Source organism: Rhizobium sp. N621 (genome assembly GCF_001664325.1).
Classification (GTDB): domain Bacteria; phylum Pseudomonadota; class Alphaproteobacteria; order Rhizobiales; family Rhizobiaceae; genus Rhizobium; species Rhizobium esperanzae.
Map to the genome: position 1 here is coordinate 468,383 of NZ_CP013499.1, position 15,942 is coordinate 484,324.

The 15,942-nt window shown below is 61.5% G+C and carries 14 protein-coding genes; 11 read left to right on the forward strand and 3 right to left on the reverse strand.

Annotation, left to right across the window (positions count from 1 at the left end; genetic code table 11):
* Positions 1–68 precede the first annotated feature (68 nt).
* Together otnC and AMK00_RS29245 are read right to left on the reverse strand one after the other, a co-directional pair.
* A complete protein-coding gene (gene otnC, locus AMK00_RS29240; RefSeq protein WP_064812773.1) occupies positions 69–737 on the reverse strand; it encodes a 3-oxo-tetronate 4-phosphate decarboxylase in 669 nt (222 codons plus the stop codon).
* A gap of 16 nt (positions 738–753) precedes the next feature.
* The gene (locus tag AMK00_RS29245; protein ID WP_064812775.1) at positions 754–1,752 is read right to left on the reverse strand and encodes a LacI family DNA-binding transcriptional regulator; all 999 of its coding nucleotides are present in this window, start codon (positions 1,750–1,752) and stop codon (positions 754–756) included.
* 232 nt (positions 1,753–1,984) lie between these two features.
* Between AMK00_RS29245 and ltnD the strand changes: the two genes are divergently transcribed.
* The 10 genes from ltnD (at position 1,985) to AMK00_RS29295 (ending at position 13,159) form a co-directional block, all read left to right on the forward strand.
* On the forward strand, positions 1,985–2,929 hold the full coding sequence (gene ltnD / locus AMK00_RS29250) for an L-threonate dehydrogenase (protein WP_064812777.1): 945 nt from the start codon (positions 1,985–1,987) through the stop codon (positions 2,927–2,929).
* An 11-nt stretch (positions 2,930–2,940) separates the two neighbouring features.
* The gene (gene otnI, locus AMK00_RS29255; protein WP_064812779.1) at positions 2,941–3,717 is read left to right on the forward strand and encodes a 2-oxo-tetronate isomerase; all 777 of its coding nucleotides are present in this window, start codon (positions 2,941–2,943) and stop codon (positions 3,715–3,717) included.
* A 3-nt stretch (positions 3,718–3,720) separates the two neighbouring features.
* Complete coding sequence (gene otnK, locus AMK00_RS29260) at positions 3,721–4,998, forward strand: 3-oxo-tetronate kinase (protein ID WP_064812781.1); 1,278 nt, start codon at positions 3,721–3,723, stop codon at positions 4,996–4,998.
* 158 nt (positions 4,999–5,156) lie between these two features.
* A complete protein-coding gene (locus AMK00_RS29265; RefSeq protein ID WP_064812783.1) occupies positions 5,157–5,993 on the forward strand; it encodes a GNAT family N-acetyltransferase in 837 nt (278 codons plus the stop codon).
* 13 nt (positions 5,994–6,006) lie between these two features.
* Complete coding sequence (locus tag AMK00_RS29270; protein ID WP_064812785.1) at positions 6,007–7,383, forward strand: aspartate aminotransferase family protein; 1,377 nt, start codon at positions 6,007–6,009, stop codon at positions 7,381–7,383.
* A 217-nt stretch (positions 7,384–7,600) separates the two neighbouring features.
* Positions 7,601–7,954, forward strand: coding sequence for a hypothetical protein (locus AMK00_RS29275; protein ID WP_237350524.1), 354 nt, complete (start codon positions 7,601–7,603; stop codon positions 7,952–7,954).
* 53 nt (positions 7,955–8,007) lie between these two features.
* The gene (locus AMK00_RS29280; protein WP_064812789.1) at positions 8,008–9,621 is read left to right on the forward strand and encodes an ABC transporter substrate-binding protein; all 1,614 of its coding nucleotides are present in this window, start codon (positions 8,008–8,010) and stop codon (positions 9,619–9,621) included.
* Positions 9,622–9,702: 81 nt separating this feature from the next.
* Positions 9,703–10,653: an ABC transporter permease gene (locus tag AMK00_RS29285; RefSeq protein ID WP_064812791.1), complete on the forward strand. Its 951-nt coding sequence runs from the start codon at positions 9,703–9,705 to the stop codon at positions 10,651–10,653.
* Positions 10,650–11,504 carry an ABC transporter permease gene (locus AMK00_RS29290; RefSeq protein ID WP_064812793.1) on the forward strand — a complete coding sequence of 285 codons (855 nt, stop codon included), beginning with the start codon at positions 10,650–10,652 and terminating at the stop codon, positions 11,502–11,504. Before AMK00_RS29285 ends, AMK00_RS29290 begins: the two co-directional genes overlap by 4 nt.
* Entirely contained in the window at positions 11,504–13,159 is a 1,656-nt protein-coding gene (locus AMK00_RS29295; protein WP_064807703.1) for an ABC transporter ATP-binding protein, read from the forward strand. Before AMK00_RS29290 ends, AMK00_RS29295 begins: the two co-directional genes overlap by 1 nt.
* A gap of 255 nt (positions 13,160–13,414) precedes the next feature.
* Here the strand turns inward: AMK00_RS29295 and AMK00_RS29300 are convergent, their stop codons facing one another.
* Entirely contained in the window at positions 13,415–14,116 is a 702-nt protein-coding gene (locus AMK00_RS29300) for an aspartate/glutamate racemase family protein (RefSeq protein WP_064812795.1), read from the reverse strand.
* A 500-nt stretch (positions 14,117–14,616) separates the two neighbouring features.
* Here AMK00_RS29300 and AMK00_RS29305 point away from each other — a divergent pair, with 500 nt between their 5' ends.
* Complete coding sequence (locus tag AMK00_RS29305) at positions 14,617–15,939, forward strand: NAD(P)/FAD-dependent oxidoreductase (protein ID WP_064812797.1); 1,323 nt, start codon at positions 14,617–14,619, stop codon at positions 15,937–15,939.
* Positions 15,940–15,942 lie beyond the last annotated feature (3 nt).

The window sequence follows — 15,942 nt, forward strand, 5'->3', positions numbered from 1 at the left end:
GGCGGCATCGGAAGCAGAATCTATCGTATAGAAAGCGGCGTTTGGCAGAAGGTTGCGTGCTCTCGGGTTCAATCGTGATCGTGGTCATGATGCGACGGAAGATCGAGGCCGAAGGTATTGACGAGATCGGCCACCTGAGCCGGGCTGAGGAACCGGGGATTGAGGTTGCGCAACAGCAGATAGAGCTTCGCCGTTTCCTCCAGTTCCTCGGTCGCGAAGACCGCCGCCTCCAGGCTGTCACCGGCGACAACAGGTCCGTGATTGGCGAGAAGCACCGATGAATATTTGCCGGCCAGCCCGCGGATTGCATCGGCCACCGCGGGATCCCCGGGGCGATAATACGGCACCAAAGCGGTCTCGCCGGCGCGCATGAGGTAATATGGTGTCATCGGCGGCAGGGCCGCGCGCGGATCGATCTCCGGCAGCATGGTCAGCGCCACCGCATGGGTGGAGTGAAGATGAACGATGGCGCGAGCGCTGCCGCGTGTATCGTAGAGGGCGGTGTGAAGCGGGATTTCCTTGGTCGGCTTGTCGCCGGACAGCAACCGGCCTTCCGCGTCGAGCCTCGAGATCCGGGCCGGGTCGAGAAAACCGAGCGAGGCGTTGGTCGGCGTCACCAGCCAGCCGCCGTCCTCCAGCCGCAACGATATATTGCCGGACGAACCGGGCGTCAGTCCGCGCTCGAACAACGAGCGACCGTATCGGCAGATTTCCTCACGCAGGCGCGCATCGGACATGGCGGTTCCTCCAATATTACGCAGTTGCCCCTTCGATCAGTTCAAAACCGAGATCGATGGCCTGCGGCGGCGCGTTGGCGATGACCAGCTCAGCGGCGATCTGCCCCGTCGTCACGCGCGGCGTCCGGATGGTCGATAAGGGTTGCGGTATTGCCCGGCCGATATCGAGGCCGTTATAGCCGAAAATGGCGAGCTGCGAGGGGATGGCGATCCCTTGGGCGAGACAGTGAAAATAACCGCCGAGCGCCATGTCGTCGTTGGAAAAATAGACCGCGTCGAGGTCGGTTGCTCGTGCCAGCAGTCGCTCCAGCCCCTGCTTACCGTTTTCCACCGACGAAGCGCCCGCCACAATTTCGCGAGCGATGAGCGGAGTTCCGTTGGCGTCGAGAGTGTCACAAAAACTCGAAAAACGCTTGCCGGCGCGGGTGTCGCGGTCCAGGTCGTGACCGACATAGCCGATCCGTCGATAGCCCCGCCTGAGCAGGAAGGCAGCGCTCTCCCGCCCGGCCGCGCGGTTCGAGAAGCCGACGGCGATATCAAGGGCATCGCCGTCCAGATCGAGCAGTTCCACAACACGACATCCGCTGGCGCGCAACATCTTCATCGTGCCGTCGGTGTGCTCATACCCCGCCAGCATCACTGCCGCCGGCCGCCAGGCAAGCATTGCGGTTGCGAGCGCCTCCTCCTTGCCCGGATCATAGTCCGTCACCGAAAACACCGCCTGATAGCGGTTTTCTTCCAGAACGGCGCTCGCTCCACGCAGCACGTCGGAAAATACGATGTTGGACAGCGAGGGAATGACGAAGGCGACAAGACGCGAACCGGTGGAGGCAAGCGTTCCGGCGATCCGGTTCGGGACATATCCCAGCCGCTCGACGGCAGCCATCACCCGCTCCCGCGTTCTGCCGGAAAACGAACCGTGGTTGCGCAGCACGCGCGACACCGTGCTCTCGCCGACGCCGGCCGCTTGCGCGACCTCTGCAAGGGTCACCGTCGACTGATGTTTGAATTCCATGGTCACTTTCGAACCCGGCCTCTGGAATCTTTGGACGCGCGAAGCAATCCTTGGGGCGCCTCAGTGCGACATCCATTTTTCATCACTTCCGGCCAGAAGCAAGATTTTTTTGGCAGCGCTGCCAATTGACAGTTGGCAGCGCTGCCAAAACGGAGTAGGAAAATGGCAGCGCTGCCAAAACAGCTGGCTGCAGGTCCCAGGGCATGGATCTTTCAAGACTGGAGAAACTCCCATGACACCGCTCGCCGAAAACTCGCGCCCCACCGTCATTGCGGCCGTCATCGGTCTAGGCTCTATGGGACTGGGAATGGCCCGGTCGATGAAGCGCGCAGGTCTTGACGTCATCGGATATGACATAACGCCGGCGGCAGTGGACCGCTTCGTCGCCGACGGCGGGCGTGGAGCGGCGACTCCTGCCGACGCCGCCAGGGAGGCCGACATTGTTGTCTGCGTGGTGGTCAACGGCGCGCAAACCGAGGCCGTGCTGTTCGGCCCTGAAGGCGTTGCAAGCACGATGAAGGCAGGCGCCGTGTTCATCTCATCGGCAACCATGGATCCCGCCGTCGCACGCAATCTCGCACAAAGAGTAGAGGCCCTCGGTCTACACTATCTCGATGCGCCGATATCGGGCGGCGCAGCCAAGGCGGCGCTTGGCGAACTGACGATCATGGCATCCGGCTCCAGCCAAGCCTTCGACAGGGCGCGCCCAGGTCTCGACGCAATGGCCGGCAAGGTCTACGAGCTCGGCGGCGCGGCCGGAACCGGCGCCGCCTTCAAGATGATCAACCAGCTTCTCGCCGGCGTGCATATCGCAGCCGCATGTGAGGCCATAAGCTTTGCGGCCAAGCAGGGTCTCGACCTCGACAAGGTTTATGAAGTCATCACCGCCTCGGCCGGCAATTCCTGGATGTTCGAAAACCGCGTGCCGCATGTACTTGCCGGGGATTATACGCCGCTCAGCAGCATCGAGATCTTCGTCAAAGACCTCGGTATCGTCCAGGATATGGCGCGCTCCGAACGATATCCAGCGCCGCTCGCGGCAGCCGCCCTGCAAATGTACCTGGCGGCGGCCGGAGCCGGCATGGGCCGTGACGACGATTCCTCACTCGCACGCCTCTATGCCCTGCTTTCCGGCGCAGAATTGCCCGGCCGCGTCAAGGAGCCGCAGAGCCTGTAAAGGAAGCCGACATGCCTGTGTTCGCCGCCAACCTGACGATGATGTTCAACGAATGGGCCTTCCTCGACCGCTTCGATGCTGCAGCCGATGCGGGGTTTTCCGCCGTCGAATATCTCTTTCCCTATGAAGCCGCGCCGGAGGCCCTCGCCGAACGGCTCGCCCGCAACAATCTGCAGCAGGCTTTGTTCAACCTGCCGCCAGGCGACTGGGGTGCCGGCGAACGCGGCATCGCGGCCCTTCCCGGACGGTTCGATGAGCTGAAGACTTGTGTCGAGCGGGCTTTGGATTATGCGGCGGCGACCAGCGTCAGACGGTTGCACCTGATGGCAGGCATCGCCGATCCTCATGATCGAGACGCCTCTGCCTCCTACCGGCGCTCCGTCGCCTACACCGCCGGCCGGCTCGGGGAAAAGGGCATAGACCTTCTGCTTGAGCCGATCAACGGGCGCAATATGCCGGGATACTTCCTTAACGACTTCGCCATGGCCGAGCGTTTGATCGTCGAATGCGGCCTGCCGAACGTGAAGCTTCAATTCGACATCTATCACCGTCAGATCATCCATGGCGATGTCGCCATGGCATTGCGGCGCCTGCTGCCGGTCACCGGCCATATCCAGATCGCCAGTGTGCCGTCCCGCAATGAGCCGGATGGGGAGGAGCTGAATTATCCCTATCTGTTCAGCGAAATCGACCGGCTGGGTTACGACGGTTTTATCGGCTGCGAATACATTCCGCGGGGCCGCACGCTGGACGGTCTAGGCTGGTTCGCCCCTTTTGCACGGAGCTAAATAATGGCCATTTCACTCGGATCGATTGCTGACGACTACACGGGCGCGTCGGATCTCGCCAACACGCTGACAAAGAATGGCCTGCGCACGGTGCAGACGGTCGGCATCCCCGATCCCTCGCTCGCGCTGCCCGACGTGGATGCCGTCGTCGTTTCCCTGAAAATCCGCTCGGTCCCTGCCTCTGAGGCCGTGACGGCTGCCACGGAAGCCGAGCGATGGCTGCGCCATCGGGGCGCGGGCCACGTGCTTTACAAAATCTGCTCGACGTTCGATTCCACCGACGCCGGCAATATCGGCCCCGTCACCGAGGCCTTGCGCGATGCTGCGGGCGGCGGCAGCGTGCTGGTTACACCAGCCTTTCCAGAAACAGGGCGGACTGTCTACCTCGGCCATCTGTTCGTCGGCGGCCAAACATTGAACGAAAGCCCGCTCAAGGATCACCCCCTCAACCCGATGCACGACGCCAATCTCGTGCGGGTTCTCGCCCGGCAAACGCGCGGCGCCGTCGGCTTGATCGATCTGGCAGCCATCGCGGCCGGCCCTGCCGCCGCCAGGGCGAGGCTCGATGCGTTGCGCACGACAGGCGTGACCATGGCTGTTGCCGACGCAATTTTCGAAAAGGATCTGGAAACGCTCGGCGAGATCGCGCTCGAAACGCCGATATCGACCGGTGCGTCCGGCCTTGGCCTCGGCCTTGCCCGGGCGCTCGTCCGTTCCGGCCGCATATCCGGCAGCGCAACAGCTGAAGACATCATTCGCCCTGTCGACGGGTTTTCGGCGATTATTGCCGGCAGCTGTTCGAAAGCAACGCTACGCCAGCTCGAGGTCGCCGAACGGTCGATGCCTGTGCTGCGGCTTGATCCAGAGCGCCTGATATCAGGCCCGGATGAGATCGCCGCCGCGATTTCCTGGGCCGGAGACCGCATCTCCGCCGGCCCGGTCGTGGTCGCCGCGAGCGCGGCGCCGGAAACCGTATCCCGGCTGCAATCGCAATATGGGCGGGAGACCTCGGGCCACGCGATCGAGACCGCAACGTCGATTATCGCAGCCGAACTCGTTGAAAGAGGCGTGCGGCGTCTGGTGGTCGCCGGCGGTGAAACCTCGGGGGCCGCCGTCGACAGGCTCGCCATCCCGGCGTTTCTGATCGGCCCGGAGATTGCGCCCGGCGTGCCGGTGCTGCGCACGGTCGGCAATGCACAAGGCGACATGCTTCTGGCATTGAAATCAGGAAACTTCGGTGGCGACGACTTCTTTGCGGCAGCGCTGGCGATGATGCACTGACCTAGCCAGGCATAGAGCATCCCGATGAAATAGCTCCGGCATAAGATGCGGCGGCCCGTCGGCGTAAAGCTATAAGATACTGCCTGAACCGCGGCCTTCAGACGATCTGCCCGCCGGGGCTCCGGCAGACTTGCGGGCACGATATGTAGGACGGCCCGATGCAAACACGTCAGATCGAAATCACCGCGTTCGGCCCAGACCATCTGGAAGCAGCCGTTGCGCTCTCCAGACAGGCTGGCTGGCCGCATCGGCCAGAGGACTGGCAGATGGCCCTCGCGTTGAGCGAAGGCATGGTCGCAATCGAGGACGACAGGGTCGTCGGCACGGTCCTCGTCACAGCCTACAAACAAGATTGTGCGACCATCAACATGGTCATCGTCGATGAAACCATGCGCGGCCGTGGCCTCGGCCGCCGGCTGATGGATGCCGCGTTGCGGATCGCAGGCGACCGGCCGCTGCGGCTGGTCGCGACAACGGCGGGCCTGCCGCTCTACCAGAGGCTCGGCTTTCATGAAACCGGGACCGTGCTGCAGCACCAAGGCCTCGCGGGAGAAATCGACGCACCGGCCGGCACGAGCGCCGCCACCGCCGGCGATCTCCCGGCCATCATGACGCTCGACCGCCTTGCCTTCGGCGCCGACCGCGAAGGGCTGCTCTCCTACCTCGCAACGGTGGGCGAATTCTCCGTCATTCGCCGCGACCGCAGCGTTTCGGGCTTCGCCTGCCTGCGACCCTTCGGTCGCGGCGAGGTGATCGGACCCGTGGTCGCCGCGGATATCGAGGACGCCAGGAAACTCATCGAACATCACATCGCCGGTCGTCCAGGAAGGTTCCTCAGGGTGGACACGACTGCCGAAGCCGGACTCTCTCCATGGCTCGCCACACAGGGGCTCGCCCATGTCGGTGGTGGCATCGCCATGAGAAAGCCATCGGCCGGCAACGTCGCCGCCCGGACCGCCACCACCTTTGCCCTTGCCAGCCAGGCACTCGGCTGATCCGGAGATCTCAATGTACAGCAACTCGCTCATCGAACTCGACCGCGCCCATCTCATCCATCCTGTGGCCTCCTACCGCAGTCACGAGAAGCACGGCGTGCGCGTGCTGGCCTCGGCCGAGGGCGCAACGGTCACCGACGCCTCCGGCAAACAGCTGATCGACGGCTTCGCCGGCCTCTGGTGCGTCAATGCCGGTTATGGCCACGAAAGCATCGTCGAGGCAGCAGCCCGGCAGATGCGGGAGCTTCCCTATGCAACGGCCTATTTCGGCCTCGGCTCCGAGCCGGCGATCCGGCTTGCCTCAGAACTCGCCGACAGGGCGCCTGGTGATCTCAACCATGTCTATTTCACGCTCGGCGGCTCCGACGCGGTGGACAGCACGATCCGGTTCATCCGCTACTACTGGAATGCTCGGGGACGGCCCGAGCGCGATCAGTTCATTTCGGTCGAACAGGGCTATCACGGCTCCTCGACGGCGGGTGCGGGCCTGACCGCTTTGCCCGCATTCCATGCCGGCTTCGGCCTTCCGTTCGACTGGCAGCATAAAATTCCGTCTCATTACGCCTACCGCAACCCGGTCGGCGAGGATCCGCAGGCGATTATCGAGGCCTCGCTGGCAGCGCTGAAAACCAAGGTAGAGGCGATCGGGCCGGAGCGCGTCGCCGCCTTCTACGTCGAACCGATCCAGGGTTCGGGCGGCGTGCTCGTACCGCCGAAAGGCTGGGTGAAGGCGATGCGCGAATTTTGCCGCGAGCACGACATTCTCTTCGTGGCCGATGAGGTGATCACCGGCTTTGGCCGCACAGGGCCGCTTTTTGCCTGCAGCGAAGAGGGAATCGTGCCGGATTTCATGACCACCGCCAAGGGTCTCACCTCCGGCTACGTCCCGATGGGCGCCGTCTTCATGGCCCACCACGTCTATGAAACGATCGCCGAGGGTGCCGGTGCCGCCGCGATCGGTCACGGCTACACCTATTCGGCCCATCCCGTCAGCGCCGCCGTCGGCCTTGAAGTCCTGAAGCTTTACGAAACCGGCCTGCTCGACAACGGCGTCAAGGCCGGGACGCGGCTGATGCAGGGGTTGGAATCGCTGAGAGATCACCCGCTCGTGGGTGATGTCCGCGGCCGCGGAATGCTCGCCGCCGTCGAGCTCGTGGTCGACAAGATCAACAAGACGCCGCTGCCGGCATACGCCGAACCCGCCCGCCGGATCTTCGATCGCGCCTGGGAAAACGGCCTCGTCATCCGCGCCTTCGGCAACGGCGTGCTCGGTTATGCGCCGCCGCTGTGCTGCACCGAAACGGAAATCGATGCGATCGTCGAGCGCACGCGCCTCACGCTGGACCAGACGCTTGAGGACCCGGATGTGCGCGGGGCGCTGCGGGTCTGAGAATAGCGCGAAACGGTTAGATTCGGTGTTTTGTGCCGCGCCAGGGCGCCTTTTCGGAGAATCCGGCGCAGCGCAAGTGACAAACTGAAACAGACGAAAGGCACGGATCACAACAAATCCGGCCTTCATACAAGAGCGGGACAACGATCCTGCCGGGAACGGAATATTCTTCTTTGAGAAGCCGCGCTCCATCGGAGCCGAACACTGGGGAATTCGCGTGAGCAAAAGTCTTCCGGAAATCAGCTACATGGGCTTCGACGAGGTCGGCTTGCTCATCGATTCAGCCGAAACGGGACACGAGATCAATAGCGAGCGGGCGACGCTCAGCCTCTATCGCGAGGCCCACCGCTATTCAGACGATGTTGACCTCTTTCCCGACGATCTCGTGCGCGCCTATCTCGCGAGCGGGACGGAGCTTGGCCTGCCCGCCGGCGGGCCGCTGCGGGAGCGGCGGCATGCCCACAAGGGCTGCGACGGCACGATCGAGCCGGCGGAATTCACCGCACCCGATCATTTCACGTCGATGGCCGCCCCGCGGAGGCCGTGGCCGCTTCGCGCGCCTGACTTTTAAAACCGGATCGGCTCGCCGGCAGGCGGCCGTCACAGAAAGAAAAGGGGAATGCCATGACCGACTTAAGGACTACGAACTGGACCCGCGCCGACGACGCAGTGGTCGAATGCGCCATCAGACGCGGCGCCACCCGCCGTGAACTGCTGCAGATGCTTCTCGCTGGCGGCGTCGCCATGTCTGCTGGCGGCGTCATCGTTGGTCGCGCCACTAAAGCGATCGCCGCGTCTCCGATCACCGGAGGACATCTCAAGGCGGCAGGGTTCACGTCTTCGACCGCAGACACGCTCGACCCGGCCAAAGCATCGAATTCAACGGATTATTCACGGTGTTCCGCGGTCTATAGCCGCCTTTCCAACCTCGACAGGTCCGGCGCGGTCGAGATGGAGCTGGCGGAAAGCATCGAGAGCACCGATGGCAAGGTGTGGACCGTGAAGCTGCGCAAGGGCGTCACCTTTCACGACGGGAAACAACTTACGTCCGCAGATGTGATCTACTCGCTCAAGCGCCACCTGGATCCCAACGTCGGCTCGAAGGTCAATGCCATCGCAAAGCAAATGACGGGGTTCAAGGCGCTCGACGATCTCACTCTCGAAATAACACTCGCAGACGCCAACGCCGACCTGCCGACCATCCTGGCGCTACAGCACTTCATGATCGTCGCGGAAGGGACCGCCGACTTCTCGAAGGGGAACGGCACAGGGCCTTTCGTTCTCGAAAACTTCGAACCCGGTGTGCGCTCGCTTATGCGGCGGAACGACCATTACTGGAAGTCGAAAGGACCATTTGTCGACTCCTTTGAGTTCTTCGCGATCAGCGACGACAGCTCGCGCGTGAATGCCTTGCTGTCGGGAGACATCCATGTCGCGGCCGCTATCAATCCCCGCTCGGAACGGCTCGTCGAAGGCAGGCCCGGCTTCGTTCTGTCGAAATCGAGCGCCAACAGCTACACCAACCTCAACATGCGCCTCGATACGACCCCTGGTCAAAACAGCGATTTCGTCGCGGGCATGAAGCACCTGGTTAATCGTGAGCAGATCCTGAGGGCAGCCCTGCGCGGGCGCGGTGAAATCGGCAACGACCAGCCGATTTTCCCGGGCAACCCCTATCGCAACGACGATCTCCAGCCGAAGCCGTACGACCCTGAAAAGGCAAAGTTCTATTTCAATAAGGCGGGCGTTCTCGGTCAGTCGATCCCGGTGATCGCGTCCGAGGCCGCGAACTCCGCAATCGACATGGCGATGATTATTCAGGCCGCCGGCGCCGAAATCGGCATGAAGCTCGACGTCCAGCGCGTGCCCTCCGACGGCTATTGGGACAAGTATTGGCTCAAGGCCCCGATCCATTTCGGCAATATCAATTATAGGCCGACGCCCGACATCCTGTTCTCGTTGCTATATGCGTCCGGCGCACCCTGGAATGAGAGCCATTACAAATCGGATAAATTCGACAAGATGCTGATCGAGGCGCGCGGCTCGCTCGATCAGGAGAAGCGTAAAGCGATTTACAATGAGATGCAGGTGATGATTGCAGATGAGGCCGGCACCATCATTCCGGCCTACCTGACCGGGATCGACGCCATCACGGACAAGCTCAAGGGCATGGAAACGAACCCGCTCGGAGGTATGATGGGTTATCGCATGGCCGAGCATGTTTGGTTTGAATCGTGATCGACAAAGTAGTCTCGGGGCTGCCGCCACGTTGCTGTGGCCCCTCTGCACTTTGGTTCCGATAACTGGAAGGAAGCGAGTGTGAACAAAGAGGTCTTATCCCTGGTGCTGAGCAGATTGCTCATCGCCCTGATCACCTTGGTCATCGTCTCGTTCGCGGTCTTTACAGCGACGACGCTCCTGCCGGGGGATACTGCTTCGATCCTTCTCGGCCAGGCTGCAACGCCGGAGGCCGTCGCCGGATTGCGCACGGCCATGCATCTCGACGACCCGGCGTTTCTGCGTTTTATCTATTGGATGGGCGGACTGCTATCGGGTGACCTGGGCACATCCTACGCCAACAACATGCCGGTCGCCGACCTGATCGGCGGCCGGTTCGCGAACTCGATGAAGCTTGCGGGCGTCACGGCCTTGTTCGCAGTACCGATTGCATTGACGCTCGGCATCACCGCCGCCATGGTAAGGGGCTCGCTTTATGATCGAGCGGTCACCGTATTTACGATCGGCGTCATATCGGTACCGGAATTCATGATAGCGACGTTGGCTGTCATGTTCTTTGCAGTCTATTTGCAATGGCTGCCCGCGATTTCACTCACCAACGAAGTCCACACTATCACCGACATAGTGCGCGTCTACGCGATGCCGGTGATCACCCTCACCTTCGGGGTGTCCGCGCAGATGATCCGCATGACGCGGGCTGCGGTGGTGGAAACACTGAATACACCCTATGCCGAAATGGCACTATTGAAGGGTGCCTCACGAAGCCGCATCGTGTTGAAACATGCGCTGCCAAACGCCCTCGGTCCGATCGTCAACGCAGTTGCCCTCTCGCTTTCATACCTTCTGGGCGGAGTAATCATCGTCGAGACGATCTTCAACTATCCCGGCATCGCCAAGCTGATGGTCGACGCCGTCGCCACCCGCGATCTCCCGCTCATCCAATCCTGCGCGATGATATTCTGCGTCGGCTATCTGATCCTGATCACGACGGCCGATATCATCGCTATTCTTGCCAACCCGAGGCTACGATGATGACCACGATCGAAACACATGCGCTAAAGCGTCGGAAATTCGCCTATCGCATCAACCTGGTCGGTGTGGTCGGCTTCGCCGTCATTGCTTTCTGGGCAATCATCGCCGTCATTGCTCCCTGGATCATCCCCCATCCGGTGGGTGAGATACTCGATTTTGACTATTTCGGCCCCATGAGCCAGCAGTTCTGGCTCGGTTCAGACTATCTGGGACGTGACATGCTTTCGCGCATCCTGATGGGAGCACGCTATACGGTCGGCATTTCGTTAGTCGCGGTTAGCATCGCCTGCTTCTCGGGCGTCGTGCTCGGCATGATCGCGGCGGTATCTGGGGGATGGGTCGACACCTTTCTCAGTCGCTTTCTCGATGCCCTGAATTCCATTCCGAGCAAACTTTTCGGCCTCGTGGTCGTGGCGGCGGTCGGATCGTCCATTCCCGTTCTGGTGCTGACACTTGCGGTGATCTACACGCCCGGCTCCTATCGCTTCGCCCGGGCTCTCGCAGTCAACATCAATACGATGGACTTCATCACCGTGGCCCGCGCTCGCGGCGAAGGTATAGCTTACTTGGTCGCGTCCGAAATCCTGCCCAATATTGTCGGGCCGGTTCTTGCCGACCTGGGCCTGCGCTTCGTCTTCATCGTGCTGCTCCTATCGGGTCTTTCGTTCCTCGGGCTTGGCGTGCAGCCGCCCTACGCGGATTGGGGAGCCCTGGTGCGCGAGAATATCGGCGGCCTCCCGCTCGGCGCACCCGCGGTGATTTTCCCCTCGATCGCTATCGCCACGCTGACGATCAGCGTCAATCTGCTGATCGACAACCTTCCTCAAAAAATACGCGATCGGAGCGAATGATGGCCAACCTCGTCGAAATCCGTGACCTCAAGGTCGAAGCCAAGACCGACTCCGGCCGCATCGTCGAAATCATCCGTGGCGTCAGTTTCGAAGTCGCTGAAGGGGAGATCGTCGCTCTGATCGGTGAAAGTGGGTCAGGCAAGACGACCATCGCTCTAACCCTGATGGGCCATGCCCGCGCCGGCTGTCGGATCAGCGGCGGCTCCGTCGTGCTCGCCGGTCAGGACATGGCAAGCCTTCCGGAGCGAAAACGGGCCAAGATCCGGGGAACCGTCGTCTCATATGTACCACAAAGTGCCGCCGCGGCCTTCAACCCGTCACAGACGATCATGGAACAGGTCATCGAGATCGCTCGCATCCATGACCTGATGCCCGCCGAAGAGGCCCGCACCCGCGCGGTAAGCCTATTCAAGGCGCTCTCGCTTCCCGATCCGGAAACGATCGGTTCCCGTTATCCGCATCAGGTTTCCGGCGGTCAGTTGCAGCGCCTCTCGGCCGCGATGGCCCTGATCGGTGATCCAAAACTTGTCATCTTCGACGAGCCCACGACGGCGCTTGATGTGACCACACAGATCGAAGTGCTGCGCGCCTTTAAATCCGTAATGCACAAGGGTCGCATCGGCGGCGTGTACGTCTCGCACGATCTTGCCGTAGTGGCCCAAATTGCCGATCGCATCGTTGTCCTCAAAGGAGGCGAAGTCCAGGAGATCGGAAGCACCGAGCAAATCCTCAGCAGACCGCAGCATCCTTATACCAAGGAGTTGTTAGGCGCTTTCAAGCCGGAAGCGCGGGCCAAATCCCCTGACAAGCAGCAGAGCAAAGCGATTCTTCAGGTGCAAGACCTTATCGCAGGCTATGGACCCATCCAGGCCGATGGCACACCCCTCGTCAAAGCCCTGAAATCCGTCAGCGTCGAGGTTGAGAGCGGTTGCAATCTGGGAATTATCGGTGAGTCCGGCTGCGGCAAATCCACCCTGGCTCGAACGATTGCCGGCATCATTCCCGCAACCGCGGGCAAGATCACCTTCAATGGACAGACGCTGGCGCCAGCCGCCGGCGCCCGTACGCGAGAACAGTTGCGAGAGCTGCAGATCGTTTTCCAATACGCCGACACCGCACTCAATCCCGCCAAATCGATCAGCGATATTCTCGGGCGACCGTTGGCCTTTTATCACGGCATGACAGGTGAGAAGCGTGAGAAGCGGATCGACGAACTCCTGGATATGGTTCGGCTGCCCCGGGCCTTGAAGCACCGGCGCCCGTCAGAACTGTCCGGGGGTCAAAAGCAGCGCGTCAACTTCGCTCGCGCGCTCGCTGCCGAGCCAAAACTGATCCTGTGTGACGAGGTTACGTCGGCACTTGATACCGTAGTTGCCGCAGCCGTCATCGACCTTCTCAAGGAGCTGCAGCGGGAGCTTTCTCTCTCCTACATTTTTATCAGCCACGACCTCTCCGTGGTCGAGGCGATCTGCGACGAAGTCGCGGTGATGTATGCGGGCGAAAAGATCGAGCAGCTCCCTCCCTCGGCCATGAGCAGCAGCGCGAGCCACCCCTACTCACAGCTACTGTTCTCCTCCGTCCCGAAGCTCGACCCGGCCTGGCTCGACGGGCTCAAGCAGGATCCGAAGCTGATCCGCGCCGTCGGAGGCGGATAATTGCGGGAAGGAGGCTCTCAGCGGCAGGTGCGACTTGACGGTCGGCGAGTTTCAGCGCACGTGGCGCAAATATTTGTCGATGCCACATCCATTGTTCATCAGGTCGCTCCACGATTTCCTGATGTTCGCCGATTTTGCTGGCCGCCAGTTGATCCTTGGATGAGCAGTGCGCCTATCATTTCTGCCGCGTCGCCCCTGAACGACGGCGAACCCGGTCCAACCATCCGTTGAGCTGCCGGAATATCGATGGGTTACCTAGCCTCTCAGGGCTTTCCCCGACGTCGCGCTCTTCAGCGCTGAGGACATGTGCAGCACTCCAAGTTCGGGACTAGCTAGTATTGGCACCGGCGTGCCTTTCATCTCGCTCAGCGCATTTGCCATCGATGCTTGAGCTAGAACAACCACGTCAACGTTGCCCAACAGAGCAGCAAGGCCTTCACGTATCAGCGCATCATGCGCCGCTCTGTCTCCGTCCCGCAGTTTCTCAAACGCCCCTTCGCAGAGATGACTTGTAAGGAGAATTTCGCGACCCATTCGCTGAGCATGGCGTTCGATCAAATGGGTCGTCGGGCTCAATGTTGTAAACAGCGTTGCGAGGACGCCAATTCGATCTCCGCATTGCAAGGCCTCAATTGCCACCCCATCATCTATACGGAAGAGAGGTACGGGGCAGAGTGGCATTGCCGCATCCACTGCAGGGCCGAGCGACGAACAAGTGACGAGGACTGCGGAAGCCCCCGCATCCACCGCCGACCAAATGTGAGTCGCAATCCGCCGCATGGTCTGACGTGACAGCGCGCCTTCGCGGATCGTGTTCCCCAGCAAGCTCTCATCCAACATATTGAACAGGCGCCAACCGGGCAGATGGCGGCCAACGAGTTCGTTGAACGCGGGGATGATCCCGTGGACCGTGTGGATCATGGCAAGCGCAGGGGACTCATAAGTGCCTGTAGTCATAGTAATATCTCGGTATTTTATTGTGCACGCTCTTTATCGTGAGGCTGTAGCAGCGGGGTTGACATGGACCTGATCAGGGCATCTGTCGTGCTCGACGGGAAACCAATTCAAAAACCGCTGTCGTCAGACGATGCTCTGTAGCTTACCCGGTCGACCGTCCTAGCTGTGACTGTCGCGCCGCCGAAAACGGAATTTCCTGCCGCCCCTGCATTTGCATTCGATACATGCTGCTCGCCTCCGCTCGGTAGCTTCACATGACCTGCCCTGTCCGTCGGGAGTTTCCTGCGTCCGGCAGAAGGCGTCATCGAAATGCATCCGTCCGAACGGCTAGGCTTGGGCGCTTCCTGCCCGACTCGCACGTCGTTCCGGTACCGGAACTTCACTAGGGCTATCTCGTCGAAGTCGATGCGATAGCCGTCATTGCCTCAATTGCTCCCGCCGGAGGAGCAGGAAACAGTGCCGTATAGATCGGCCGCCAAAATCAGTTCAGGTCAGCCCCCATGTCTCCAATTGTCAAGCGCATACCGAACGATCAAGAGCTTCCCGCAAAGGCTGATGTTGTCGTCATTGGCGGCGGCATTATTGGTGCAACGGCAGCTTTCTTTCTCGCGGAGCGGGGACTGTCCGTAGCTCTGGTCGAAAAGGGCTATGTCGGCTGCGAGCAGTCGAGCCGCAACTGGGGTTGGTGCCGGCGGCAGAACCGGGATGCACGCGAGTTACCGCTCTCGGGCATCGCTTTGCAAGCTTGGGATGAGTTTGCGGCTAAAATCGGTGAGGACGTGGGCTTCCGCCGATGCGGTCTGCTTTACGCTACGGATAATCCGCGGCAACTGGCGGAATGGGAAGCATGGCGTGAGACCGCCCGGCAGTTCAATGTCAATACGAAGGTGCTCAGCGCAAAGGAAGCGGCTGCCACGATCCCGGCAAATGGACGCCGATGGGTCGGCGGCGTGCATTCGATCGATGATGGCAAGGGCGAGCCCGCCATCGCCGCGCCGACGATCGCGTACGGCGCTCGCAAATTTGGCGCGACGATCCACCAGGAGTGCGCTGCGCAAGGCCTCGATCTGGTCAATGGAGCTGTGGCGGGGGTCATCACCGAAAAGGGAACCATCCGGACACAAGCCGTCCTTTGTGCTGGCGGTGCCTGGACGTCGATGTTTTGCCGCCAGCACGGCGTTGTGTTTCCACAGGCGAGCGTGCGCCAGACAGCGCTTCGTACGCGGCCCACGAAGGATCTGGGTGAGGCTATCTATACGCCGGACTGCGCGCTGACCCGCCGGTTGGATGGCAGTTACACGCTTGCGATCAGCGGCAGGGCAATGCTGGATATCACTCCACAAGGCATTCGCTACGCCCGCTGGTTCATGCCGATGTTCATGAAGCGTCTGAAAGCGGTGCAGTTCGGCATCGGCAAATCCTTCCTCCAGGGTCCGGAGGCATTCGGAAGCTTGAACACGAGTAAACCGTCGGCCTTCGAGCGGATGCGCGTTCTCGACCCGCCGCCGAGCCGCCGCACGATCGCGGCCATTTTGAAACGGGTCATCGAGCAGTTTCCTGCGTTGGCGGGCGTCGAAATCGCCGACAGCTGGGGAGCCTACGTGGATTTCACGCCGGACGCGGTGCCGGTCATCTCGCCGGCCGATCGTGTGAAGGGCCTTTACCTGGCCGCGGGCGGCTCCGGGCACGGCTTCGGCCTCGGCCCGGGCATCGGCCGCCTGGCCGCCGACCTCGTTGCCAACGATACACCCTGTGTCGACCCCACCCCCTTCCGCCTGTCGCGCCTGGTGGACGGTTCGAAAGTTAAGGTAGGTGCCATCTGAACG

Bases quoted from the DNA above. Each gene is read 5' to 3' on its own strand.
- AMK00_RS29295 (WP_064807703.1), top strand. From the start codon at position 11,504: ATGGCCAACCTCGTCGAAATCCGTGACCTCAAGGTCGAAGCCAAGACC.
- otnC (WP_064812773.1), bottom strand. From the start codon at position 737: ATGTCCGATGCGCGCCTGCGTGAGGAAATCTGCCGATACGGTCGCTCG.
- AMK00_RS29290 (WP_064812793.1), top strand. From the start codon at position 10,650: ATGATGACCACGATCGAAACACATGCGCTAAAGCGTCGGAAATTCGCC.
- AMK00_RS29305 (WP_064812797.1), top strand. From the start codon at position 14,617: ATGTCTCCAATTGTCAAGCGCATACCGAACGATCAAGAGCTTCCCGCA.
- AMK00_RS29270 (WP_064812785.1), top strand. From the start codon at position 6,007: ATGTACAGCAACTCGCTCATCGAACTCGACCGCGCCCATCTCATCCAT.
- otnK (WP_064812781.1), top strand. From the start codon at position 3,721: ATGGCCATTTCACTCGGATCGATTGCTGACGACTACACGGGCGCGTCG.
- AMK00_RS29265 (WP_064812783.1), top strand. From the start codon at position 5,157: ATGCAAACACGTCAGATCGAAATCACCGCGTTCGGCCCAGACCATCTG.
- AMK00_RS29280 (WP_064812789.1), top strand. From the start codon at position 8,008: ATGACCGACTTAAGGACTACGAACTGGACCCGCGCCGACGACGCAGTG.
- AMK00_RS29245 (WP_064812775.1), bottom strand. From the start codon at position 1,752: ATGGAATTCAAACATCAGTCGACGGTGACCCTTGCAGAGGTCGCGCAA.
- ltnD (WP_064812777.1), top strand. From the start codon at position 1,985: ATGACACCGCTCGCCGAAAACTCGCGCCCCACCGTCATTGCGGCCGTC.
- otnI (WP_064812779.1), top strand. From the start codon at position 2,941: ATGCCTGTGTTCGCCGCCAACCTGACGATGATGTTCAACGAATGGGCC.
- AMK00_RS29300 (WP_064812795.1), bottom strand. From the start codon at position 14,116: ATGACTACAGGCACTTATGAGTCCCCTGCGCTTGCCATGATCCACACG.